This window comes from Burkholderia sp. GW821-FHT14F03 (genome assembly GCF_058803765.1).
The window spans coordinates 19,752-44,806 of sequence record NZ_JBXAPG010000041.1; the positions used below are offsets into that span (position 1 = coordinate 19,752).

18 protein-coding genes are annotated in these 25,055 nt (G+C 69.2%); 11 read left to right on the forward strand and 7 right to left on the reverse strand.

The window, feature by feature from the left end; translation table 11 throughout:
* Nucleotides 1-162 precede the first annotated feature (162 nt).
* Both AC1RQF_RS24800 and AC1RQF_RS24805 read left to right on the forward strand, forming a co-directional pair.
* Nucleotides 163-2,451, forward strand: coding sequence for an FUSC family protein (locus AC1RQF_RS24800; RefSeq protein ID WP_274002210.1), 2,289 nt, complete (start codon nt 163-165; stop codon nt 2,449-2,451).
* Between the two features lie 226 nt (nt 2,452-2,677).
* Complete coding sequence (locus AC1RQF_RS24805) at nt 2,678-4,042, forward strand: amino acid permease (protein WP_492873170.1); 1,365 nt, start codon at nt 2,678-2,680, stop codon at nt 4,040-4,042.
* A gap of 34 nt (nt 4,043-4,076) precedes the next feature.
* On the opposite strand, the gene AC1RQF_RS24810 is transcribed toward AC1RQF_RS24805, so the two are convergent.
* Entirely contained in the window at nt 4,077-4,253 is a 177-nt protein-coding gene (locus AC1RQF_RS24810) for a hypothetical protein (RefSeq protein ID WP_274002207.1), read from the reverse strand.
* 219 nt (nt 4,254-4,472) lie between these two features.
* Here AC1RQF_RS24810 and AC1RQF_RS24815 point away from each other — a divergent pair, with 219 nt between their 5' ends.
* From AC1RQF_RS24815 to AC1RQF_RS24825, 3 genes are read left to right on the forward strand one after another with little or no spacing between them, the layout of a single operon-like run.
* Nucleotides 4,473-5,522 carry a Fe(3+) ABC transporter substrate-binding protein gene (locus tag AC1RQF_RS24815; protein WP_274002204.1) on the forward strand — a complete coding sequence of 350 codons (1,050 nt, stop codon included), beginning with the start codon at nt 4,473-4,475 and terminating at the stop codon, nt 5,520-5,522.
* Complete coding sequence (locus AC1RQF_RS24820; protein ID WP_492873171.1) at nt 5,512-7,188, forward strand: ABC transporter permease; 1,677 nt, start codon at nt 5,512-5,514, stop codon at nt 7,186-7,188. The genes AC1RQF_RS24815 and AC1RQF_RS24820 overlap by 11 nt, the downstream gene beginning before the upstream one ends.
* Nucleotides 7,188-7,967, forward strand: a complete 780-nt coding sequence (locus tag AC1RQF_RS24825; RefSeq protein ID WP_274002199.1) for an ABC transporter ATP-binding protein — start codon at nt 7,188-7,190, stop codon at nt 7,965-7,967. The genes AC1RQF_RS24820 and AC1RQF_RS24825 overlap by 1 nt, the downstream gene beginning before the upstream one ends.
* 18 nt (nt 7,968-7,985) lie before the next feature.
* Here AC1RQF_RS24825 and AC1RQF_RS24830 read toward each other — a convergent pair whose 3' ends face one another.
* From AC1RQF_RS24830 to AC1RQF_RS24840, 3 genes are all read right to left on the reverse strand, one after another.
* Nucleotides 7,986-9,095: a hypothetical protein gene (locus tag AC1RQF_RS24830; RefSeq protein ID WP_492873172.1), complete on the reverse strand. Its 1,110-nt coding sequence runs from the start codon at nt 9,093-9,095 to the stop codon at nt 7,986-7,988.
* Nucleotides 9,092-9,655, reverse strand: coding sequence for a hypothetical protein (locus AC1RQF_RS24835; protein WP_492873173.1), 564 nt, complete (start codon nt 9,653-9,655; stop codon nt 9,092-9,094). Before AC1RQF_RS24835 ends, AC1RQF_RS24830 begins: the two co-directional genes overlap by 4 nt.
* 131 nt (nt 9,656-9,786) lie before the next feature.
* The gene (locus tag AC1RQF_RS24840) at nt 9,787-10,248 is read right to left on the reverse strand and encodes an Lrp/AsnC family transcriptional regulator (RefSeq protein ID WP_274002193.1); all 462 of its coding nucleotides are present in this window, start codon (nt 10,246-10,248) and stop codon (nt 9,787-9,789) included.
* Between the two features lie 139 nt (nt 10,249-10,387).
* On the opposite strand from AC1RQF_RS24840, the gene AC1RQF_RS24845 reads away from it, so the two are divergent.
* Nucleotides 10,388-11,014 carry a cysteine dioxygenase family protein gene (locus AC1RQF_RS24845; protein ID WP_443111590.1) on the forward strand — a complete coding sequence of 209 codons (627 nt, stop codon included), beginning with the start codon at nt 10,388-10,390 and terminating at the stop codon, nt 11,012-11,014.
* Between the two features lie 630 nt (nt 11,015-11,644).
* Here the strand turns inward: AC1RQF_RS24845 and AC1RQF_RS24850 are convergent.
* The 3 genes from AC1RQF_RS24850 to AC1RQF_RS24860 all read right to left on the reverse strand — a co-directional run bounded on the left by AC1RQF_RS24850 (nt 11,645) and on the right by AC1RQF_RS24860 (nt 13,383).
* On the reverse strand, nt 11,645-12,289 hold the full coding sequence (locus AC1RQF_RS24850) for an NAD(P)-dependent oxidoreductase (protein WP_274002190.1): 645 nt from the start codon (nt 12,287-12,289) through the stop codon (nt 11,645-11,647).
* 115 nt (nt 12,290-12,404) lie between these two features.
* Nucleotides 12,405-12,866 (reverse strand): Rrf2 family transcriptional regulator, encoded by a 462-nt coding sequence (locus AC1RQF_RS24855; protein WP_492873174.1) that lies wholly within the window; start codon nt 12,864-12,866, stop codon nt 12,405-12,407.
* Between the two features lie 88 nt (nt 12,867-12,954).
* Complete coding sequence (locus AC1RQF_RS24860) at nt 12,955-13,383, reverse strand: BCAL1086 family glycoprotein (protein WP_492873175.1); 429 nt, start codon at nt 13,381-13,383, stop codon at nt 12,955-12,957.
* 361 nt (nt 13,384-13,744) lie between these two features.
* Here AC1RQF_RS24860 and AC1RQF_RS24865 point away from each other — a divergent pair, with 361 nt between their 5' ends.
* The 5 genes from AC1RQF_RS24865 (at nt 13,745) to AC1RQF_RS24885 (ending at nt 25,042) form a co-directional block, all read left to right on the forward strand.
* On the forward strand, nt 13,745-15,703 hold the full coding sequence (locus AC1RQF_RS24865; RefSeq protein ID WP_492873176.1) for a PhoX family protein: 1,959 nt from the start codon (nt 13,745-13,747) through the stop codon (nt 15,701-15,703).
* Between the two features lie 545 nt (nt 15,704-16,248).
* Nucleotides 16,249-17,079, forward strand: a complete 831-nt coding sequence (locus AC1RQF_RS24870) for an IclR family transcriptional regulator (protein WP_492873177.1) — start codon at nt 16,249-16,251, stop codon at nt 17,077-17,079.
* Between the two features lie 242 nt (nt 17,080-17,321).
* Nucleotides 17,322-18,632 carry an MdtA/MuxA family multidrug efflux RND transporter periplasmic adaptor subunit gene (locus AC1RQF_RS24875; RefSeq protein ID WP_274002182.1) on the forward strand — a complete coding sequence of 437 codons (1,311 nt, stop codon included), beginning with the start codon at nt 17,322-17,324 and terminating at the stop codon, nt 18,630-18,632.
* A 14-nt stretch (nt 18,633-18,646) separates the two neighbouring features.
* The gene (locus AC1RQF_RS24880) at nt 18,647-21,760 is read left to right on the forward strand and encodes an MdtB/MuxB family multidrug efflux RND transporter permease subunit (protein ID WP_492873178.1); all 3,114 of its coding nucleotides are present in this window, start codon (nt 18,647-18,649) and stop codon (nt 21,758-21,760) included.
* Complete coding sequence (locus AC1RQF_RS24885) at nt 21,761-25,042, forward strand: efflux RND transporter permease subunit (protein ID WP_492873179.1); 3,282 nt, start codon at nt 21,761-21,763, stop codon at nt 25,040-25,042.
* Nucleotides 25,043-25,055 lie beyond the last annotated feature (13 nt).

Here is a 25,055-nt window from a genome sequence, read left to right on the forward strand (position 1 = left end):
GGCCCGCGCGGTCGAAGCGCCAAGGATAGCAAACGCATCGGACGGCGAGAACCGGCGCGCGCCGGGTTGACGCCGATTGCGTCCGGCGCGGCCGTGGAAATACGATAGACTCCTCGCCAATCGGCGCGCGCACGCGCCCCTCGTCTGCCATTCATCCCATCGATGCGCTATTCCGTCGAACTCCGGAAGTTTTTCTACAGCCAGTATTTTTTCGGCGGTCTGCGGATCGCGGTCGGGGTGTCGCTGCCGGCGGTGCTGTTCCTGATCATATTTGACAATCGCGAACTCGGCTTCACGATCGCGACGGGCGCGCTCGGCGCCTGCGTGGTCGACATGCCCGGCCCGCTGAAGTACAAGCACAACGAAATGCTCGCGTGCAGCGTGATCGGCTTCTTCTCTGCGCTCGCGACCGGGCTCGCGACGCCGAACATCTTCGCGCTGTGGTTCACGATCGTGCCGCTCACGTTCGTGCTGTCGCTGATCGTCGTGTACGGCAACCGCTGGCCGCAGATCAGCTTCGCCACGCTGTTCATGATGGTGATGACGCTGGAGGAACGCTTCACGCCGCTGCAGGCGCTCGTCAATGCTTCGTGGATCCTCGTGGGCGGGCTCTGGTACACCTACTGGGCGACCCTCGTGTCGCGCTGGCAGGCGCACCGCATCGAGCAGCAGGCGCTGGCCGAGAGCCTGTTCGCGTGCGCGACCTACCTGCTCGCGCGCGCCGATTTCTACGATCTCGATTCCGATCTCGACGAGTGCTACCGCAACCTGGTCGCGAAGCAGATCACCGCGGTGGAGACCCAGGAAACCGCGCGCGACATCGTGCTGCGCAACCTGCCGAAACTGCGCCAGGGCAAGCTCGACCCGAGCCGCACGATGATGTTCAACCTGTTCATCAACAGCGTCGACCTGCACGAGCTGTTCGTCGGCGCGCACACCGACTACCCGCTCGTGCGCAACACCTTCGGCGGCTCGGACCTGATGATCTTCTACCGCGACCTGATCCGCAAGGCGGCCTCCGACCTCGAGGAAATCGGCCTCGCGGTGCTGGAGAACCGCCGGCCGCACACGCGCATCAGCGTCAAGGCGGAACTGCGCGCGATCGAGTACGAGATCGAGCTGATGCGCAAGAAGAACTTCCCGGCCGGCAACGCGGAAGCGTACGCGGCGGTGCTCACCACGTTCCGGCGGATCTGGAGCGCGACGCGCCTGATCGACAAGATGCGCCGCAGCCTGTCCGAGCGCACCGACGGCCAGCAGACCGAGCTGAAGATCGACAAGACGCTGACCCGCTTCCTGCAGCGCCGGCGCATGTCGCCGCTGCTGCTGTTCTCGAACCTGAACCTGCGCTCGCCGAGCTTCCGCCACGCGCTGCGCATGACGATCGCGGTCGCGGTCGGGTTCTGGGTCGGCCGGCTGCTGCCGCTGACCAATGCGTACTGGATCGTGATGACGACCATCATCATCCTGAAGCCCGGCTATTCGCTGACCAAGCAGCGCAACGCGCAGCGGATCATCGGTACGCTGATCGGCTGCGCGGCCAGCCTCGCGCTGATCTACACGGTCCAGGAGCCGCACCTGCTGATCATCATCATGTTCGGCTCGATGGTGATGAGCTACAGCCTGCTGCTGTTCAACTACGGCGCGAGCGTGGTGTTCACCTCGGCCTACGTGCTGCTGATGTTCCACCTGCTCGCGCCGGGCAACATGCGGATCATCGGCGAACGCGCGATCGACACCGTGGTCGGCTGCATGATCGCGATCGCCGCGAGCCGGCTGTTCCCGTACTGGGAATACCGCGCGATGGGCAAGCTGGTCGGCGACATGCTCGCGACGCTGCGCAAGTACTTCGAGGCCGCGTCGCGCATCGGGCGCGGCATGCCCGCGCCCGTCGTGCCGACGGCGGACGGCGCGGCGGCCGTGCCGGCGGTGGCGGTCGCGATCGAGGCGGCGCTGCCGCCGCTCGAAGGCGACTACCCGTACCGGCTCGCGCGCAAGAACGTGCACATCGCGTTCGCGAACCTGGGCCAGGCGTTCCAGCGCATGATGATCGAGCCGAAGGCGCACCAGAAGTTCGTGCCCGAGCTGAACGACCTGCTCGTGCAGACCCACGTGCTCGGCGCGCAGATCACGGCCGCCGCGCCGCTGCTGCGCCATGCGTATACGCAGGACGCCCGGGTCGATCTCGACGCGCTCGAGCGCTGTCTCGCCGCAATCCGGGATAATCTCGAACAGGCGGAGGCCGGTTCGCCCCCCGCCGCGGACCACCTGGACGCCGGCAAGCGCGTCACCCGCGACCTCGATGCGATGGTGGTCGCGGCCGAGCAGTCGGACGCGGCGAGCGCCGACCTGACCCACGACCTCAAGGTGCTCGCGCACCAGTGCAAGCAAATGCTCGCGTCGTCGCTGCTGATCCGCAAGGACGCCGGCGTGATCCGCCTGCCCGAGTAAGGCTCCGCGGGGCGGCCATCCGTGGCGTGCGGATCGCCCCGCCCAGGCCGCCCACCTTATCCCTGTTAGCCCTGCGCGCGTCCGGTTGCAGTCGGGACATTCCCGACTATTGTCGGCGCGCCCCGATTGATATGATCATTCCCGCATCAAGTTGTATAGACAACTCGAACGAGGCACCCGCCGCGCGATGGCGCGCGGCGCGCGATCCTCGTCATCAGGAGACACCATGAAGAATTTGCAGCGCCACCTGAGCGCGCGCCATATCCGCTTTCTCGCGCTCGGCTCGGCGATCGGCACCGGGCTGTTCTACGGGTCGGCGACCGCGATCCAGCTGGCCGGCCCCGCGGTGATCCTCGCGTACATCCTCGGCGGCGCGGCCGTCTACATGGTGATGCGCGCGCTCGGCGAGATGGCGGTGCGCGAGCCCGTGTCGGGGTCGTTCGGCCAGTACGCGACCGACAACCTCGGCCCGTTCGCGGGCTTCGTGACCGGCTGGACCTATACGCTCGAAATGGTGATCGTCGCGATCGCCGACGTCACCGCGTTCGGCATCTACATGGGCTTCTGGTTTCCGGACGTGCCGCAGTGGATCTGGGTGCTCGCGGTGGTCGCGCTGATCTGCGGGCTGAACCTGTGCCACGTGAAGGTGTTCGGCGAGCTGGAGTTCTGGCTGTCGATCGTGAAGGTCGGCGCGATCGTCGCGATGATCGGCGGCGGCGTCGCGATCCTGGTCGCGGGCGTGGCGCTCGGCGGCCGGAGCGCGCCCTCGCTCTCGAACCTGTGGAGCCACGGCGGCTTCCTGCCGAACGGCATGGGCGGCCTGATCGCGGCGCTGTCGGTGGTGATCTTCGCGTACGGCGGGATCGAGGTGATCGGCATGAGCGCGGGCGAGGCCAAGGATCCCGAACGCGTGCTGCCGCGCGCGATCAACGCAGTGCCGGTGCGCATCCTGCTGTTCTACGTGCTGACCATGGTCGTGCTGATGTCGATCTTCCCGTGGACCGGCGTGGGCTCGAACGGCAGCCCGTTCGTGCAGATCTTCTCGGCGCTCGGCGTGCAGTCGGCCGCGAGCATCCTGAACCTGGTCGTGATCAGCGCGGCCATCTCGGCGATCAACAGCGACATCTTCGGCGCGGGCCGCATGATGTACGGCATGGCGCGCCAGGGCCAGGCGCCGCGCGCGCTGGCCGCGACCTCGCGGCACGGCGTGCCGTGGGTCACGGTGCTCGTGATGGCGGGCGCGCTGCTGATCGGCGTCGTGCTCAACTACCTGATGCCGAAGGACGTGTTCCTGATGGTGGCCGCGATCGCGACCTTCGCGACCGTGTGGGTGTGGCTGATGATCCTGCTGTCGCAGGTCGCGATGCGGCGGCGGCTGTCGCGCGCCGAGACCGCCGCGCTCAAGTTCAAGGTGCCGTTCTGGCCGGTCGGCCCGGCGCTCACGATCCTGTTCATGGTGTTCGTGATCGCGATGATCGGCTACGTCGAGGACACCCGCGTCGCGCTCTACGTCGGCTTCGCCTGGCTCCTGCTGCTCGCGCTCGTGTACGCCACGCGGATCCGGCCGAAGCTCGCGGCCGCGTCGTCCTGATGCCGCGCCGGACGGGGTCGCCCGGTCCGGCCGCTCAGTTGCCGTTGCCCTGCGCTGCCGACGCGCTCGCCGCGGGCGCCGGATGCGCCTCGTCGTAGTCGCGCTTCTGCGAGATCGCGTTGTACAGGATGGTGCCGATCACCAGCACCACCGCGACGACGATCAGGATGGATACGCCGAATACCGGATTCTTCTTGCGCTGATCGTTCATGGTCGGGTCTCGCTTCGTCAAAGTCATCGAAGCGGGCATTCTACGCGCAAGCCCGCGCGACGCCCCCCATCCCCCGCGCATTTCTCCCCCGCCCCGCCGCCGCGCCCCAAAGTTGATTCGCATTCGCATTCAACTTACAATCCGATTTCTTTCATTTTGTAATGTTCAATGCGCCGAGCCGGCGCGTCGCGGCCGCGCGGCCGATCCTCCGGAGGTTCCATGTACCCGACTCGCATCCCCCTGGTCCCGTTCGCCCGCACGCTCGCGCTGGCGGGCGCCGTCGCCGCGCTCGCGCTGCCCGCGCACGCGGCCGACGAGGTCAGCCTCTACACCACCCGCGAACCGAAGCTGATCCAGCCGCTGATCGACGCGTTCACGCGCGACAGCGGCGTCAAGGTCAACACCGTGTTCGTGAAGGACGGCCTGCTCGAACGGGTCAAGGCGGAAGGCGCGAAGTCGCCGGCCGACGTGCTGATGACGGTCGACATCGGCAACCTGCTCGATCTCGTCGACGGCGGGCTCACGCAGCCGGTGCGTTCGAGCACGCTCGCCGACGCGATCCCCGCGAACCTGCGCGGCGCGAACGGCGACTGGTACGCGCTGTCGCTGCGCGACCGCGTGCTCTACGTAGAAAAGGATCTGAAGCTCGACGCCGTCCGCTACGAGGATCTCGCCGATCCGAAGTGGAAGGGCAAGGTGTGCATCCGCTCGGGCCAGCATCCGTACAACACCGCGCTCGTCGCCGCGATGATCGCGCACGACGGGGCGGCCGCGGCCGAGCAGTGGCTGCGCGGCGTAAAGGCGAACCTCGCGCGCAAGGCGACGGGCGGCGACCGCGACGTCGCGCGCGACATCCTCGGCGGCATCTGCGACGTCGGGCTCGCGAACGCCTACTATGTCGGCCACATGAAGCACGCCGAGCCGGGCACCGACGCGCGCAAGTGGGGCGACGCGATCAAGGTCGTGCGCCCGACCTTCGCCAATGCAAAGGGCGGCGGCACCCACGTGAACATCAGCGGCGCGGCCGTCGCGAAGCACGCGCCGAACCGCGACAACGCCGTGAAGCTGCTCGAATACCTGGCGTCCGCGCCGGCGCAGGCGCTGTATGCGCGCGCGAACTACGAGTATCCGGTGCGCGCGGGCGTCACGCTCGACCCGGTGATCGCGAGCTTCGGCCCGCTCAAGGTCGACGCGCTGCCGCTCGCCGAGATCGCGAAGCATCGCAAGCTCGCGAGCCAGCTGGTCGACAAGGTCGGCTTTGACAACTGAGGCGCTTGCGCCCCGCCGCCCTGCGTCGCGCGTCCCTCGCGTCGCGCAGCGCGGCTGGCTCGCGGCCGCGGCGCTCGTCGCGGCCGCGGTGCTCGCGCCGCTGCTCACGCTCGCCTGGGCCGCGCTCGACGCGGATCCCGCGCACTGGCGCCATCTCGCCGCCTTCGTGCTGCCGCGCGCGCTCGCGAACACGCTGCTGCTGCTCGCGGGCGTCGGCGCGATCGTCACGGTGGTCGGCACGGGCGCCGCGTGGCTCGTGACCGCCTATGACTTCCCGGGCCGGCGCATGCTGAGCTGGGCGCTGCTGCTGCCGCTCGCGGTGCCGACCTACATCGTCGCGTTCGCCTATCTCGACCTGCTGCACCCGATCGGCCCCGTGCAGGGCGCGCTGCGCTGGCTGCTCGGCTTCGACAGCCCGCGCCAGTTCCGCCTGCCCGACCTGCGCTCGCTGCCCGGCGCGATCCTCGTGCTCGGCTTCGTTCTGTATCCGTATGTGTACCTGAGCACCCGCGCGATGTTCCTCACGCAATCGGCGAGCCTCGTCGAGGCGGCCCGCACGCTCGGCGCGGGGCGCATCGAAACCTTCGCGCGCGTGGTGCTGCCGCTCGCCCGCCCGGCGATCGCGGTCGGGCTGAGCCTCGCGCTGCTCGAAACGCTGAACGACATCGGCGCCTCCGAATTCCTCGGCGTGCAGACCCTGACCGTCTCGATCTACACCACCTGGATCACCCGCTCGGATCTCGCCGGCGCCGCGCAGATCGCGGTGACGATGCTCGCGATCGTGGTCGCGATGATCGCGCTCGAACGCCACGGCCGCCGTCGCCAGCGCTACGCGCACGGCCGCCGGATGCGCGCCGCCGCGCCGCGGCGGCTGCGCGGCGCGGCGGCCGCGGGCGCCGCGTGCCTCGGCTGGCTGCCGGTGCTGCTCGGCTTCGGCGCGCCAGCCGCCTATCTGGTCGCGGAAACCGCGAAACGCATGCATCAGGTGGGCGGCGTGTCCGGCCAGTTGCTCGCGAGCCTCGGCAACACGCTGCTGCTCGCCGGCGGCGCGACGCTCGCGACGCTCGCCGGCGGCCTGATCATCGCGTGGGCCGCGCGCAACCGCCGCGACAGCACGCCCGAGCGCGCGGGCCGCGCCTGCGCGCGTATCGCGAGCCTCGGCTACGCGGTGCCGGGCACGGTGCTCGCGATCGGCCTGCTCACGCCGCTCGCGCTGGCCGACCGCGCGCTCGCCGGCCTGCTCGGCCGCGACGGGCTCGTGCTGATGGGCTCGCTCGCCGCGCTCGTGCTCGCCTATACGATCCGCTTCCTCGCGATCTCGGCGGGCAGCATCGAGGCCGGGCTCGCGCGCATCCCGACCGCGCTCGAACAGGCTTCGCGCACGCTCGGCGAAAGCGCCGGCATGACGCTGCGGCGCGTGCACCTGCCGCTGCTGCGGCCCGCGCTCGTCGCAAGCGCGCTGCTCGTGTTCGTCGACGCGATGAAGGAATTGCCCGCCACCCTGCTGCTGCGCCCCCTCAACTTCGACACGCTCGCGACCTGGCTCTACGCGGAGGCCGCGCGCGGCACCTATGAGGAAGGCGCGGTGGCCGCGCTCGCGATCGTGCTGGCCGGGCTCGCGCCCGTGATCCTGCTCGCGCGCACCCCACTCAAGCCTGGACCCTGATGCCCGCTCCCCTGCTCGAACTGAACGCCATCTCGCTCGCCTACGACACGCCGGCCGGCCCGCGCGCCGTCGTCGAGCGCCTGAGCCTGTCGCTCGCGCGCGGCGACATCGGCTGCCTGCTGGGCGCGTCCGGCTGCGGCAAAAGCACCGTGCTGCGCGCGATCGCGGGCTTCGAACCGCTGCGCGACGGCACGATCGCGCTCGACGGCGCGGTGCTGTCGACGCCCGCGGGCGAGGTGCCGCCGGAACGGCGACGGGTCGGGATGATGTTCCAGGACTACGCGCTGTTCCCGCACCTGAGCGTGCAGGACAACGTCGGCTTCGGACTGCGGCGCGAGACGCGCGCCGCGCGCCGCGCACGCGTTTCGCAGATGCTGGCGCTGGTCGGGCTCGCGGATGCGGCGCGCGCCTATCCGCACGAGCTGTCGGGCGGCCAGCAGCAGCGCGTCGCCCTGGCGCGCGCGCTCGCGCCGGCCCCGGAGTTGCTGCTGCTCGACGAACCGTTCTCGAATCTCGACGTCGATACGCGCGAGCGGCTCGCGTTCGAATTGCGCGACATCCTGAAGGCGACCGGCCACACCGCGATCCTCGTCACGCACAATCAGGCCGAGGCGTTCGCGATCGCGGACCGGATCGGCGTGATGCGGGACGGCGCGATCGCGCAATGGGACACGCCGTACCGCCTGCATCATCATCCGGCCGACGCGTTCGTCGCGGACTTCGTGCGGCGCGAAACGCTTGCGGAAGAACGGCAGCGCGCGCTCGCGCGCGGGCGCTAGGCCCCGCGCGCCGGCCGCTCAGGCGCCCTTGTCCGGCTCGGCCGGCGGCGCCGGCTCGACGCGCCGGAGATCGAGCCGCACGCCGCGGCGCAGCGCCTCGCTCAACGCGCCGTCCGCCGCCCCCGTCTCCACGCTCCGGAGTTCGAGCCGCACGCCCTGCCGCAACGCGTCTTCCGCCGCGCCGCCGCCCGCTGTCCCGGGCTTCTCCGGATGCGCGTACCCGAGCGGCAAGTCGCCGCCCTGGCGCAGGAATTCGCTGAGCGCCGCGTTGCGCCTGCGTTCGTCCGCCAGGTCGGCCGGCAGCGGCAGATGCAGCGCATCGAGCAGATCGAAGCGCCGCAGGTCGATCGCCGCGTTCATCATCGCGCCGAACGCGACCGCCGCCTCGACCGCCGCCCGATAGGCCAGCCGCGCCACGCCCGCGAACGCGATCGGCATCAGCCACCACCACCCCTTGTCGAACAGCAGCGCCAGCGACACCAGCGCGCACAGCAGGAACGTCACCACGAGCCGCACGGACATGTCGAGCTGGTTGCGCGCGCTGTCGACGAGGCCGCTCAGCGCATCGCCGAGGTACGGGTAGAGACGCGGCCAGATCACGATGCTGTCGAGCCCGTAGCGGTACGTGGCCAGATCCTCGGCCGCGCGCAGCGCGTTGCCGAGCCGGGTCGGCAGCACGCGCGACGCATCCGCCGGGTAATGGGCGGCGAAGCGGCGCGCCGCCGAGTCGAGCGCAAAGGCATCGGCCGTCCCGGGCTGCCCGTCATGCTGCATGTCGGCCAGCAGTTGCGCGCGCGCTTGCCGTTGACGCGCCACGCACCAGCGCCCCGGCCGCGTCGTTGCCAGCTTGCCCCAGTAGCCCTCGAACACCCGCACCAGCGCATCCTGCAACGGCATCGAGACGAACGCGAGCACCAGCACCGCGAACAGCAGCCCGGCCCAATCGGCGAGCGCGGCGGCGTCGAGCGCGGCCACGAAGCCGCGCCACGACGGCGTCGCGGCGGGTGCACCGGCCGCGATCAGGCTCGCGCCCACCAGCGCCACCACCAGCATCGGCAGGAACGCGACCAGGAAGAAGCGCGCCCCAAGCTCCTTGAAACCGGCGTCGAACAGCGCGTCGAATTTCATTGCGCCACCGGTTCCATGTGACGCGGCGGATGGTTGCGCATGCAGTTCGGCGGCGGCAGCCCGTCGAGCGGAATCGCGCTGACCGTGTGGCCGCACGCCGGGCACCGATATTCGCGCAGCCGATAGTGCGACTGTCCCGGCAAGCTGCCCAGGCCCGCGCCGCCGAATCCCGGCCGCGCGCTTTCGATCGCGCTCGCGGCGTCGTGCTCCCCGGCGCCGGGCATGTCATCGCGCCGACGGAGATCGAACGCCCGCAGGACATCCGCCCTGACGATCTCGAGCACGTCCGGCCCCAGTATCGGTTCGAGCGCCGGCGAGTCGAGCGCGCGCACGAGCGACGCCTGCGTCACCGGCGTCACGATGCACGGCAGGTCGGCGCGCGCGCGGTAGAGGTACAGACCGAGCGTGTCGTCCGGGTGATCGACCAGGTAAGCCCCCACCCAGCTCAATACCGAGGTGATCCCGGCGCGGCGCGGCAGCGCGACGGGCAGCGTCGGCGGCGTGGCGAAATCGGCCGGTTCGACGCCAATCGCCTCGATCAGTTGCGAGAGTGCTTTCATCACTGCCTCCGTCCGCCCACGGGCCGGACGCCCGCCCGACCCGCGGCCGGCCCGGCGCGCGACCCTGTCTCAACGATAGGCAACCGTGCGCGACATGCAATCCGGGTTCGCCGCGCCCGCGCGCTCAGGCGTCAGACGCCGTCACGCACCGGCAGCGCGGTCGAGTACTTGATCTGCTCCATCGCGAACGACGAACTGACGTCGAACAGCGGCACCGCGCGGATCAGCTGCTTGTACACGCGATCGTAGTCGTCGATGCCGGACACGACGACGCGCAGCAGGTAATCGGTCTCGCCGCTCATCCGGTAGACCTCGACCACCTCCGGGATGTCGCGCACCGCCTGCGTGAAGCGCGCCGCCCACTCCTCGGTGTGCTGGTTGGTGCGCACCGCGACGAACACGGTCGTGCCGACGCCCAGCTTGCGCGGATCGCACAACGCCACCTGCGCGCGGATCGCGCCGGTTTCCTTGAGCCGCTGAATCCGCTTCCAGCACGGCGTCTGCGACAGGTTCACCCGTTGCGCCAGCTCGGCGATCGGCAGCGTCGCGTCTGCCTGAAGGAGTTCGAGCAATTTGCGGTCGATCGCATCCATTTCCCCAACCTCGTGTGGATAGAATTTTTTTCTATTGAAAAAGTAGATGGGGGAACAGTATGGAATCCCTTTCTCCGCGTCGACCGGTATAAATACGTATCCGTCCCATTGATCCCGGCGGGCGCTCCACGACGCGCCGATTCACCGATTTGCCGATGAATCCAGACGCCCAGCTTGCCCCGTTCGCCCCGGCCCGCCGACGGCCGGCGCGCCGGCCGCGCCGCGCATCGTCACGGCGCCGCTCGCGCGGCTGTGCGCGCGGCTCGATGCGGCGCTCGACGCGACCGCGCACCGCGCGGAACCGGCGCGGCATGCGCGCTTCGCGCGCGCGGCGCTCGCGGAGGCCGCCGCCGCATCCGGGCTCCTCGCGCCCGGGCAGCGTGAAAGCAGTGCGCACGCGTACCGCCGTCACCTGCTTGCCGCCGATCCGCTCGGCCGCTACGCGATCGTGTCGCTGGTCTGGCGCCCGGGACAATGGAGCCCGGCGCACGGCCATCGGACCTGGTGCGGTTACGCGGTGCTCGAAGGCACCCTGAGCGAAACGGCCTATGCCTGGCACGAAGCGGCCGGCCGTGCGAGCGCACTGCGCCGTCGGCCGCGCGCGCCGGGCGCGGTATCGTTCGTGCGCGCCGGCATGACGGGCATCCATCGGCTCGGCCACGGCGGCGAACCGCACGAAGCGCCCGCCGTGTCGCTGCACGTGTACGGCGTGTCCGGCGAGCGCATCGCCACCCACGTCAACGCGCGTGTCGACGCGGACGCCTGACGCGCCGCGCGGAATCACCGGATCATCCCGGCGGCGGAAAGCGAAGGAGACGCGCGAGGCCGACGCATCGGCCGCCGAGCGGCCCATGCGTCCGCGCGATCCTCCGCGCACGCACGCCCCCCGCCTCGCCCGGCTTGCACGACCGCCATACAGCAACCCGACCTGCACATGAGGCAGCGCGCACGCCTGGCGCGCTGCGGCGCCGAACCGCCGCCACGTCCCCTGCGTCGGGAGGCACCATGCGCGATGCCGACATGGCGGCCGTCGGGCCCCCTCTGCGAACAGCTGGTCCGCCAACACGCTCCCACGCCCCGCCCCCCGCCTCGCACGACCGTCACACGCCCCCCTGACTGTAGACAAGGCAGCGCGCGCGCCCGACACGCCGCGCGATCGGCGCGCCGGCTTGGTCTCCCGCGCCGGGAAACACGACGCTTGATGCCGATGGGTCGACCGGCCGGCGTCCCGTGCGAGCGCGCGGCCGCACCGTGCGTTCGACACGCGCCAACCCGACCCGCCAATAGACACTGCGCGGGCGCATCGATGCATGCGCCCGCGCAGCATGTCCCATGATCGGACCCGCGCGGTCCACGGGCCTGCCGGCCCCACGCGCCGGGCCGGCGCCGCCACGCGTCAGTAGGCGGCCGTCGCGATCCGGCGCACGAACGCGTCCTGCTCGAGCGCATCGACGAACGCGACCGCATAGTCCTCCGCCGAGATCTTGCTGTTGCCGTCCGCATCGGCCAGCAGCGCATCGACGCCGGTGCGGAAGCGACCCGTGCGCTCGCCCGGCGCGATCATCGCGGCCGGCGCGAAGAACGTCCAGTCGAGATCGTCCGCCGTCTTCAGGTACGTGAGCGCGTCGCGATGCGCGAGCGCGACCGCCTTGTACGCGTCGGGGAACCCTTCGGTGTCGACGAGCTGCTTGCCGGGCGCGACTTCGAGCGAGCCCGCGCCGCCCACCACCACCAGGCGCTTGAGACCGGCGCGGCGCGCGCCCTCGACCAGCGCGCGCGTCGCCGCGCCGACCTGCGCCGCATCCTCCTGCTTCGGACCGTAGGCGCTCGCCACGACATCCTGGCCGGCCAGCGCGGCCGCGACGCTCGCCGCGTCGAACAGGTCGGCCGCGCGCGCGGTCACGTTCGTCGCGCCCGCCGCGCCCGCCTGACGCGACAGCGCGGTCACGCGATGGCCGCGCCGAGCCGCTTCCGCGGCGATACGCGAACCAATCATGCCGGTGGCGCCAAACAAGGCGATGTTCAAAGTACGTTGGGTCATGCTCGTTCTCCGGTGAAGTCAATATGTAATCGCATTGATTACATTTAAAGGTAAAAAAAGCGGGGGGTTCCCCCCACGACTGCCTGTCCGGCCGGCGTCGCCGGCCCCATCCTGCTCACCCGCCGCGCGCGGCCGCGGCGGATGCTCCGTCTTGCGCCTCGGCGTCGAGCACGTCGGCCGTCACGTCAGCCAGCGTGCGCTGCGCGAGCGCGGCTTCCATCGCACGCTGCGCATCGCCGATGTACCCGGTCAACGCGCCCTGGATATGCCGCCCCACCATGCAGTCCGGGTTCGGCGCTTCGCGATGCAACGCGAACAGCTGCGCGTCGTCGACCGCACGGTATACGTCGAGCAGCGTGATGCTGCCCGGCTCCCGCGCCAGCAACGCGCCGCCACCCGCGCCGAGCTGCGAGGTGGTCATCCCGGCCGCGGCCAGCATCGACAGCAGGCGGCGGATCAACGCCGGATTGGTGTTGACGCTGCCCGCGATCACCTCCGACGACAAGGGCACGCCTTCCTGCATCGACAACAAGGCAAGCACATGGACGGCGAATGCGAAGCGACTGCTCGTGTTCATGACTCACCTGTCCGGCGACGCGCCTGCGCCACCGCTCGACGACAATATGTAACCATATTAATTACATTTAATTGGAAACGCAAGTCCGTCATCCATCGGAGCGGGTACCGCTCGCGGCGCTGGCCGGCGCGGCCTGCTGGCTCCATTGCTGGAGCTTGCGGCCGGCGGCCTCGAGCTGAGAGCCGGCGGCCGCGGCGGCCTGCCCGAACACGGCCGAGGCCGCGCCCTGCAACTGCGCCTGGGCGGCCGCGGACACCGTGCTCGCGCTCAGCGGCGGCACCGCGGAAGCGGCCGAGGCGACGCCCCGCTTGGCCGCATCGAGCTGTTGGTCGACGAAGCCCGCGACCTGGTCGAGCTTGCGCGACGCCTGGGCGGCCGCCTGCGCGGCGGCGCTGGCCGCGGTGTCCGGCGGCGTCGGGGTGTCGGTCTTGTTGCAGCCGGCGAGCAGGCCGGCCGCGAAGGCGGCGCACAACGCGGCGCGCGGCCAGCGGCGAGGAGAAAGGGTGGACATCGTCATCAGCTCATGCGCCGCGCGCGGCGCTTCCAGGCAAAAAAACATCATACGACGGCCGGCGGGGCCCGCCGGCCGGGCGTGGGCAATTTTTACATCTCGCCGCGCGCTCGCGCCGGCCTCGAATCGGGTCCGGCACGGCCAGCTCGGCGCGGCCAGCTCGGCACGGCCAGTTCAGCACGGCCGGTCGGTCGATTCGGCGCTCGATCCAGAAACAGCGGCGGCGATTGTCGAATCATACGGAATCAATTCAAAAAACTTTCATCTTCCATCCCTACACTGCGAACAAATTTTCAAACAGCCTGCTTGTTGCTTTCGTTTTCATAGAGGCCGGCGCCCACCCACGCTCACGATACTGGAACCCACGATGCCCGCGCAGCCCGATTCTTCCCGCCGCCACGTCCTGAAACTGCTGGCCGGCGCGCCGATGCTTCCGTTGAGCGGGCTGGCGCTGCCCGCGCTGCTGAGCGGCTGCGGCGGCGACGACGCGGCGACGCCCACGCCGACGCCCGCCGCGTTCGCGGCGGCGACCTTCGCGTCGATGGCCGCGCCGTCGCTCGACAATCCGGCCGCGATGGCGCAGACGACGGTCGGCTCGACGCTGTCCGTGTCGTTCGCCGACGGCAGTACGCGCCAGTACAAGCTCGCCTACCGGCCGTTCTTCATGACGGGCGACCTCGTGCCGGACGGCCGGGGCGGCGCGATCCTCGCGGGCGGCTACTACGACATCCGCAACCAGCCGATCCGCGACACCTCGGTGGCGGGCAAGGAACGCCAGTTCTTTTCCGACTGCCCCGACGGCAGCTCGCTGCTGACGCTGCCCAATGCGCGCGTCGCCGGCGTGAAGGGCAACCCGGTGTTCGCGGTCGTGCAGTTCGAATACACGACGCGCGACCAGAAAGGCACGTCGGTCTACGGCCAGCTGCCGTCGCCGATCGCGGTGCTGACGCTCGACCAGGATCCGGCCACGGGCGCGCTCGCGCTGGTCAAGTATCACAACGTCGACACCTCGTCGGCGCACGGCCTGTGGATCACCTGCGGCGCGAGCCTGTCGCCGTGGAACACCCACCTGTCGAGCGAGGAATACGAACCGGATGCGACCCGCGCGGCGACCGATGCGCAGTTCAAGGCGTTCAGCCTCAACACCTTCGGCAGCGAGACGACGGCCAACCCCTACCACTACGGCCACCTGCCGGAGATCACCGTGAATCCGGACGGCACCGGCAGCATCAAGAAGCATTACTGCCTCGGACGGATTTCGCACGAGCTGATCCAGGTGATGCCGGACCGGCGCACCGTGATGATGGGCGACGACGCGACCAACGGCGGCCTCTTCATGTTCGTGGCCGACCGCCCGGCGGACCTGTCGGCGGGCACGCTGTACGTCGGCAAGTGGAACCAGACCGCGGCGGCCGGCGCGGGCGCGGCGACGCTCACGTGGATTCGCATCGGCCACGCGACGAGCGACGGGATCGAGGCGCTCGCGAACCGCCTGAAGGCGTCCGACATCCTCGACGTCGCGACCAGCGATCCGGCGGATCCGAGCTTCACGAAGATCCATTTCAGCGGCAAGTTCAACTGGGTGCGCGTGAAGCCGGGCATGGAGCAGGCGGCCGCGTTCCTGGAAACGCACCGCTACGCGGCGCTCGTCGGCGGCAGCATGGCGTTCACGAAGCTCGAGGGCACGACCGTCAACGCGAAAGACAAGGTCGTCTACATGGCGATGTCGCGCATCGAGACCTCGATGGTCAAGGGCAATGCGGTGTCGCGCGACGTCGCGCTCGAGCGCAAGATCGCCGCCGGCGCCGTCTACGCGCTGAACCTCAAGGGCGGTCAGCGCGACCTCGCGGGCGGCGCGATCGACAGCGACTGGGTGCCCGTCGACATGAGCGCGCCGGCCGCGCTGGTCGGCGAGGATCTGGCGGCCGCCGACACGCTCGGCAACCTCGCCCACCCGGACAGGATCGCCAACCCGGACAACCTCAAGTTCTCCGAAAAGCTGCGCACGCTGTTCATCGGCGAGGACTCCGGGATGCACGTGAACAACTTCCTGTGGGCCTACCACGTCGACCAGAAGACCCTCGCGCGCGTCCTGTCGTGCCCGGCGGGCGCCGAGTCGACCGGCCTGCACGCGGTGGACGAGATCAACGGCTGGACTTACGTGATGAGCAACTTCCAGCACGCGGGCGACTGGGAAAGCCCGCTGCACGACAAGGTCAAGCCCGTGCTCGATCCGCTCATCAACGGCAACTACCGGAGCCGCTTCGGTGCGAGCGTCGGCTACCTGACGGCCGAGCCGTCCGCGATCCGCCTCAAGAAGGGCTAAGCCCGCCCACCCGCTTCATCACGTTTCATTCGTCGGCGCTCCACGCCGGTTTGCGCGCGTGGCTCCTCGGAGCCGCGCGCTTTTTTTTTTGCGCGCCGCCCCGCCCCAGCCCCGCCAGACTGATATCTCAGATCGCTATTTTGTCTCATATATTGGGATAGCAATTTTCCGCGTGCCGCCCGGGATCGATCGAAAAAGGCAAAAAAAAAGCGCCACGGAGACCGTGGCGCTAAAAAAGTTCTAGCCATTCCGAGGGCCGTGCTAGAACCTGAGAGACTGCATGAAACGTCGTTTCCATCTAAACAGCGAAACGATGTTTCGGAATTGAACGCATTCTTTCCTTTTCCGCAGGACAAGTCAAGCGAAAAATTATGATGTACGGTCTAATTTGCTGCACTGCGTGATTAAGTATTTCCCTAACAGACCAAGGGCAAGACGATATAGTTGCATGTGATGCGCATGGTTCCGGAAATCCGCGCATCACTCGCATTTATCATACAAATTATATAATCTGAAATTACGTTTCGGAAAAAAGAGAGAAATCCGTGCCGACACCGACCACCGCTCAGATCCATTCCCGGGAACGCGACGCCGCGCCCGACGAAATCACCGCGCTGGCCCGAGGGCTCTCGGTCCTGCGGCGCATCGCCGCCGCCGACGCCCCGGTCAGCAACCGGGAACTGACAGAATTAACAGGTATCCCGAAGCCGACCGTTTCCCGCATCACCGCGACGCTCGTCAGCGCCGGTTTCCTGTTCCAGCTGCCCGACAGTGAACGCTTCGTGCTGACCGCGTCGGTGTTGGAGTTGAGCAACGGCTTCCTGCGCAACTTCGACATCCGCGCGCGCTCGCGGCCGTTCCTCGCCGAGCTGGCCGAGCGCACCTCGCTGTCGGTCCACCTCGCGGTGCGCGACCGGCTCGACATGGTCGCGATCGACGTGATCCGGCCGCGCTCCGCCGTGCTGGTGACCCGGCTCGAAATCGGCTCGCGCATGGAGATCGCGCGCACCGCGGTCGGGCGCGCCTACCTCGCGGCGCTCGAACCGGACGAGCGGCGCGGCCTGATCGGCGCGCTGCAGGCCGCCGCGGGCGACGACTGGCCGCATGTCGTCGCCCGCCTCACGCCGGCGCTCGAGGAGGCGTCGCGGGACGGCTACGCGCTCGCGCTCGGCGAGTGGCGCGAAGGCCTGAACGCGATCGCGGCAGGCTTCGTCGGCCCGTCCGGGCAGCGCTACGCGGTCAATTGCGGCGGCGCCGCGCACCAGTGCCCGCCCGAATGGCTGCTGTCGACCGCCGTGCCGGCGCTGCGCGCGTGCATCACGCAGATCACGCGCGAGATCGGCGGCTCGCTGTGGCCCGCCACGGGCGACGCCTGAAACACCCCGGACGGCGCGCGCAACCTGACGCGCGCGCCAGCCCGATGTCACTTGACAGCCATCTGTAACGCACGTAACCCGATGAAAGATTGGATCGCTGGACGCTACCTGCCGGCGGGACGTAGCATCATGCAACTTCGCGCCGCCCGTCCGCGGCGCATCCCGCTCTTTTTCGCAGCGCAGGCCGGCCCACGAGGCCGCGCCGCTTCCGCGCGCCGCGCGCCCGCCAGCCCAATCGAACGATGGACAATCAACAAAAGCAATCACCCGCCGCTCCCCGTCCCACGGACACCCCGCGCTCCCGTCGCAAGCTGATCGCCTTTGGCGTACTCGCCGCCGTCGTGGCGGGGGGGCTGCTGTGGTGGCATCCGTGGAGCCGCGGCACCGGCGCGCCGGACAACGCGGCGAGCCAGGGCGGCGGCCGCAAGCGCGGCGGCCCCAGCGCGCTGGCGGGCCTGCCGCAGCCGGTGCAGGTCGCGAGCGCCACCCAGGGCGACATGCCGATCGTGCTGAACGCGCTCGGCACCGTCACGCCGCTCGCGAACGTGACCGTCAAGACCCAGCTGGCGGGCTACCTGCAGTCGGTGGCGTTCCAGGAAGGCCAGATGGTGCACAAGGGCGACGTGCTCGCGCAGATCGACCCGCGCCCGTACCAGGTCGCGCTCGCCAATGCGCAAGGCACGCTCGCGCGCGACCAGGCGCTGCTCGCGACCGCCCGCCTCGACCTCAAGCGCTACCAGACCCTGGTCGCCCAGGACTCGATCGCGACCCAGACGGCCGACACCCAGGCCTCGCTCGTCAAGCAATACGAAGGCACCGTGCAGACCGACCAGGCGGCGATCGATTCCGCCAAGCTGAACCTGACCTACGCGCGCATCACCGCGCCCGTGTCGGGCCGCGTCGGCCTGCGCCAGGTCGATCCGGGCAACTACGTGACGCCGTCCGACGCGAACGGCATCGTCGTGATCACCCAGCTGCAGCCGATGAGCGTGATCTTCACGACCTCGGAAGACAACCTGCCGTCGATCCTCAAGCAGGTCAACGCGGGCAACGCGCTGTCGGTGACCGCGTACAACCGCAACAACACCACGGCGCTCGCGACCGGCTCGCTCGCGACGCTCGACAACCAGATCGACACCACCACGGGCACGGTCAAGCTGCGCGCGAGCTTCGCGAACGCGGACAACATGCTGTTCCCGAATCAGTTCGTGAACACGCGCCTGCTCGTCGACACGCTGCGCGGCGCGACGATCGTGCCGACCTCCGCGGTGCTGACGGGCTCGATCGGCCAGTTCGTCTACGTCGTGAAGCCCGACAACACGGTCACCGTGCGCAAGGTCACGCCGGGCCCGGTGGACGGCGAGCGCACCAGCATCGCGGCGGGGCTCGCCGTCGGCGAGCGGGTCGTGACGGACGGCTCGGACCGGCTGCGCGAAGGCTCGACGATCATGATCCCGGCCGAGCGGCCCAAGCATGCGTCCGGCGCGCGCGGCGCATCGGCCGGCCACGCGGGCCATCACAAGAAGGGCGCGTCGCAAGCCCAATCGCAATGAGCGCCGCCTGAGCAATGAATCCGTCCCGTCTTTTCATTCTCCGCCCGGTCGGCACCGCATTGCTGATGGCGGCCATCCTGCTGGCCGGCCTCGTCGCGCTGCGGTTCCTGCCGCTCGCCGCGCTGCCCGAGGTCGACTACCCGACGATCCAGGTCCAGACCTTCTACCCGGGCGCGAGCCCCGAGGTGATGACCTCGTCGGTGACCGCCCCGCTCGAACGCCAGTTCGGCCAGATGCCGTCGCTGAACCAGATGTCGTCGCAAAGCTCGGCCGGCGCCTCGGTGATCACGCTGCAGTTCAGCCTCGACCTGCCGCTCGACATCGCCGAGCAGGAAGTGCAGGCCGCGATCAACGCGGCCGGCAACCTGCTGCCGTCCGACCTGCCCGCGCCGCCGATCTACGCGAAGGTGAACCCGGCCGACGCGCCGGTGCTGACGCTCGCCGTCACCTCGAAGACGCTGCCGCTCACCCAGGTGCAGGATCTCGCCGACACCCGGCTCGCGATGAAGATCTCGCAGGTCGCGGGCGTCGGCCTCGTGAGCCTGTCGGGCGGCAACCGGCCGGCGGTGCGGATCCAGGCGAACCCGCTCGCGCTCGCCTCGTACGGCCTGAACCTCGACGATCTGCGCACGACGATCTCGAACCTCAACGTGAACACGCCGAAGGGCAACTTCGACGGCCCGACCCGCGCGTACACGATCAACGCGAACGACCAGCTGACGAGCGCCGACCAGTACAACAACGCCGTGGTCGCCTACAAGAGCGGCCGGCCCGTGATGCTGACCGACGTCGCCAAGGTGGTGGCCGGCTCGGAGAACACCAAGCTCGGCGCGTGGGTCGACTCGGAGCCCGCGATCATCCTGAACGTGCAGCGCCAGCCCGGCGCGAACGTGATCCAGACCGTCGACAGCATCAAGGCGATCCTGCCGAAGCTGCAGGAAGCGCTGCCCGCCTCGCTCGACGTGCAGATCGTCACCGACCGCACCACGATGATCCGCGCCGCCGTGCGCGACGTGCAGTTCGAGCTGGCGCTCGCGGTCGCGCTCGTGGTGCTCGTGATGTACCTGTTCCTCGCCAACCTCTACGCGACCATCATCCCGAGCCTGTCGGTGCCGCTGTCGCTGATCGGCACGCTCGCGGTGATGTACCTGTCGGGCTTCTCGCTGAACAACCTGTCGCTGATGGCGCTGACCATCGCGACCGGCTTCGTGGTCGACGACGCGATCGTGATGATCGAGAACATCGCGCGCTACGTCGAGGAAGGCGAGGCGCCGCTCGAGGCCGCGCTCAAGGGCTCGCGGCAGATCGGCTTCACCATCATCTCGCTGACGGTGTCGCTGATCGCCGTGCTGATCCCGCTGCTGTTCATGGGCGACGTGGTGGGCCGCCTCTTCCACGAGTTCGCGATCACCCTCGCGGTGACCATCGTGATTTCGGCGGTGGTGTCGCTCACGCTCGTGCCGATGATGTGCGCGAAGCTGCTGCGCCACACCCCGCCGCTCGAAAGCCACCGCTTCGAGACCCGCGTGCACGTGCTGATCGACAAGGTGATCGCGCGCTACGGCGTCGCGCTCGAATGGGTGCTGAACCGGCAGCGCGCGACGCTCGTCGTCGCCCTGCTGACGCTGGTGCTGACGGGCGTGCTCTACGTGGTGATCCCGAAGGGCTTCTTCCCGGTGCAGGACACCGGCGTGATCCAGGCGATCACGCAGGCGCCGCAGTCGGTGTCGTATCAGGCGATGGCGGAGCGCCAGCAGGCGCTCGCGGCCGAGATCCTGAAGAACCCCGACGTCGAGAGCCTGACCTCGTTCATCGGCGTCGACGGCGCGAACATCACGCTCAACAGCGGCCGGATGCTGATCAACCTGAAAGCGCGCGACGCGCGCAGCGAGACGGCGAGCGAGATCATCCGCACGCTGCAGCAGCAGGTCGCGCACCTGCCCGGCATCTCGCTGTACATGCAGCCGGTGCAGGATCTGACGATCGACTCGACCGTCAGCCCGACCCAGTACCAGTTCATGCTGACCGACCCGAATCCCGACGAATTCGCGACCTGGGTGCCGAAGCTCGTCGACCGGCTGAAGAAGGAGCCCTCGCTCGCCGACGTCGCGACCGACCTCCAGCAGAACGGCCAGTCGGTCTACATCGAGATCGACCGCGCGACCGCCGCACGCTTCGGCATCACGCCCGCGACGGTCGACAACGCGCTCTACGACGCCTACGGCCAGCGCATCGTGTCGACCATCTTCACGCAGTCGAACCAGTACCGCGTGATCCTGGAATCCGAGCCGCAGATGCAGCACTACACCACCTCGCTGAACGGCATCTACCTGCCGGCGGCGGGCGGCGGCCAGGTGCCGCTGGCGGCGATCGCGACCTTCCACGAGCGGCCCTCGCCGCTGCTCGTCACGCACCTGAGCCAGTTCCCGGCGACCACCATCTCGTTCAATCTCGCGCCCGGCGCGTCGCTCGGCGAGGCGGTCAAGGCGATCGAGGCCGCCGAGAAGGAGATCGGCCTGCCCGGCTCGTTCCAGACCCGCTTCCAGGGCGCGGCGCTCGCGTTCCAGGCCTCGCTGTCGAACCAGCTGTTCCTGATCCTCGCCGCGATCATCACGATGTACATCGTGCTCGGCGTGCTGTACGAGAGCTACATCCACCCGATCACGATCCTGTCGACGCTGCCCTCGGCGGGCGTCGGCGCGCTGCTCGCGCTGATGATCACCGGCCACGACCTCGACATCATCGGCATCATCGGCATCGTGCTGCTGATCGGCATCGTCAAGAAGAACGCGATCATGATGATCGACTTCGCGCTCGAGGCGGAGCGCGTCGAGGGCAAGTCGCCGCGCGATGCCATCTACCAGGCCTGCCTGCTGCGCTTCCGGCCGATCCTGATGACCACGCTCGCGGCGCTGCTCGGCGCGGTGCCGCTGATCGTCGGCTCGGGCTCGGGCTCCGAGCTGCGCCAGCCGCTCGGGATCGCGATCGCGGGCGGCCTGATCGTGTCGCAGGTGCTCACGCTGTTCACGACGCCCGTGATCTATCTCGGCTTCGACGCGCTCGCGCGCCGCCTGCGCGCGCTGTTCCACCGCGACGGCAACGCGGCCGGCGCCCATCCGGATGCGTAAATGAACCTGTCGCGTCCGTTCATCACCCGCCCCATCGCGACCGCGCTGCTCGCGCTCGGGATCGCGCTCGCCGGGCTGTTCGCGTTCATCAAGCTGCCGGTCTCGCCGCTGCCGCAGGTCGACTTCCCGACCATCTCGGTGCAGGCCTCGCTGCCGGGCGCGAGCCCGGAGACCGTCGCGACCAGCGTGACGAGCCCGCTCGAGCGCCACCTGGGCTCGATCGCCGACGTCACCGAGATGACCTCGTCGAGCTCGGTCGGCAACGCGCGCATCACGCTGCAGTTCGGCCTCGACCGCGACATCGACGGCGCCGCGCGCGACGTGCAGGCCGCCATCAACGCGGCGCGCGCCGACCTGCCCGCGAGCCTCAAGAGCAATCCGACCTATCGCAAGGTGAATCCCGCCGATTCGCCGATCATGATCGTGTCGCTGACCTCGAAGACCGCCTCGCCCGCGAAGCTGTACGACGCGGCCTCGACGGTGCTGCAGCAGTCGCTGTCGCAGATCGACGGGATCGGCCAGGTCAGCGTGAGCGGCTCGGCGAACCCCGCGGTGCGCATCGAACTGGAGCCGCACGCGCTGTTCCACTACGGGATCGGCCTGGAAGACGTGCGCGCCGCGCTCGCCTCGGCCAACGCGAACAGCCCGAAGGGCGCGATCGAGTACGGCCCGAACCACTACCAGCTCTACACCAACGACCAGGCGTCGCAGGCCTCGCAGTACAAGGACCTCGTGGTCGCCTACCGCAACAGTTCGGCCGTGAGCCTGTCGGACGTGTCGAGCGTGGTCGACTCGGTCGAGGACCTGCGCAACCTGGGCCTCGCGAACGGCCAGCGCGCGGTGCTCGTGATCCTGTACCGCACCCCGGGCGCGAACATCATCGAGACCATCGACCGGGTGCGCGAGGCGCTGCCGCAGCTCGCGGCCGCCCTGCCCGCCGACATCCAGGTGACGCCGGTGCTCGACCGCTCGAAGACGATCCGGGCGTCGCTGCGCGACACCGAGCACACGCTGCTGATCGCGGTCGGCCTGGTCGTGATGGTGGTGTTCCTGTTCCTGCGCAACTGGCGCGCGACGCTGATCCCGAGCATCGCGGTGCCGATCTCGATCGTCGGCACCTTCGGCGCGATGTACCTGCTCGGCTTCTCGATCGACAATCTCTCGCTGATGGCGCTGATCGTCGCGACGGGCTTCGTGGTCGACGACGCGATCGTGGTGCTCGAGAACATCTCGCGTCATATCGAGAACGGCAAATCGCGCATGCAGGCCGCGTTCGACGGCGCGCGCGAGGTGGGCTTCACGGTGCTGTCGATCAGCCTGTCGCTGGTCGCCGTGTTCCTGCCGATCCTGCTGATGGGCGGCATCGTCGGGCGGCTGTTCCGCGAATTCGCGCTGACGCTGTCGCTCGCGATCGGCGTGTCGCTGATCGTGTCGCTGACCCTCACGCCGATGATGTGCGCGCGCCTGCTGCCGGAAGCCCACGACAAGCGCGACGAAGGCCGCCTCGCGCAGTGGCTGGAACGCAGGTTCGAGGGGCTGCAGCGCGGCTACGAGCGCACGCTGTCGTGGGCGCTGCGCCATCCGCTGACGATCCTCGTCACGCTCCTGCTGACGATCGTGCTGAACGTGTGCCTGTACATCGTGGTGCCGAAGGGCTTCTTCCCGCAGCAGGACACCGGGCTCCTGATCGGCGGGATCCAGGCCGACCAGTCCACGTCGTTCCAGGCGATGAAGCTCAAGTTCTCCGAGATGATGCGGATCGTGCAGGCGGACCCGAACGTCGCGAGCGTCGCGGGCTTCACGGGCGGCGCGCAGACCAACTCGGGCTTCATGTTCGTGTCGCTGAAGGACAAGAGCGAGCGCAAGCTGTCCGCCGACCAGGTGATCCAGCAGCTGCGCCCGCGCCTGTCCGACGTCGCCGGCGCGCGCACCTTCCTGCAGGCGGCGCAGGACATCCGCGTCGGCGGCCGGCAGAGCAACGCGCAGTATCAGTTCACGCTGCTCGGCGATTCGACGGCGGACCTCTACAAGTGGGGGCCGATCCTGACCGAGGCGCTGCAGTCGAAGCCGCAGCTGACCGACGTCAATTCCGACCAGCAGCAAGGCGGCCTCGAATCGATGGTGACGATCGACCGCGCGACCGCCGCGCGGCTCGGCATCACGCCCGCGCAGATCGACAACACGCTGTACGACGCGTTCGGCCAGCGCCAGGTGTCGACGATCTACAACCCGCTCAACCAGTACCACGTGGTGATGGAGGTCGCGCCGCAGTACTGGCAGAGCCCGGAGATGCTGAACCAGATCTACATCAGCACGACGGGCGGCAGCGCGACCGGCTCGCAGACCACCAACGCGGCGGCCGGCACCTTCGTCGGCGCGGGCGCGGCCGGCACGAGCGCGACCAGCGCCGCCGCGATCGCGTCCGATTCCGCGCGCAACCAGGCGCTCAACTCGATCGCGGCGAGCGGCAAGTCGAGCGCGTCGTCGGGCGCGGCGGTGTCGACCTCGCAGTCGACCATGGTGCCGCTGTCCACGATCGCGACCTTCGGGCCGAGCACGACGCCGCTCGCGGTCAACCACCAGGGGCTGTTCGTCGCGACCACGATCTCGTTCAACCTGCCGCCGGGCGTGTCGCTGTCGGACGCGACCCAGACGATCTATCAGACCATGGCCGAGATCGGCATGCCGCCGACCATCACGGGCAGCTTCCAGGGCACCGCGCAGGCCTTCCAGCAGTCGCTGAAGGATCAGCCGATCCTGATCCTGGCGGCGCTCGCGGCGGTCTACATCGTGCTCGGCGTGCTGTACGAGAGCTACATCCACCCGGTCACGATCCTGTCGACGCTGCCCTCGGCGGGCGTCGGTGCGCTGCTCGGGCTGCTGCTGTTCCGCACCGAGTTCAGCATCATCGCGCTGATCGGCGTGATCCTGCTGATCGGGATCGTGAAGAAGAACGCGATCATGATGGTCGACTTCGCGATCGACGCGTCGCGACAGGGCAAGTCGTCGTTCGACGCGATCCACGAGGCGTGCCTGCTGCGCTTCCGGCCGATCATGATGACCACCATGGCGGCGCTGCTCGGCGCGCTGCCGCTCGCGTTCGGCAACGGCGACGGCGCCGAGCTGCGCGCGCCGCTCGGGATCGCGATCGCGGGCGGCCTGATCGTCTCGCAGTTGCTGACCCTCTATACGACGCCCGTCGTGTACCTGTACATGGACCGGATCCGGCTGCGCTGGGAGCGCCGCCACGGCGCCGGCACGCCGGCCGGCGCGAGCGAGTAAGCGCCCGCCCCCG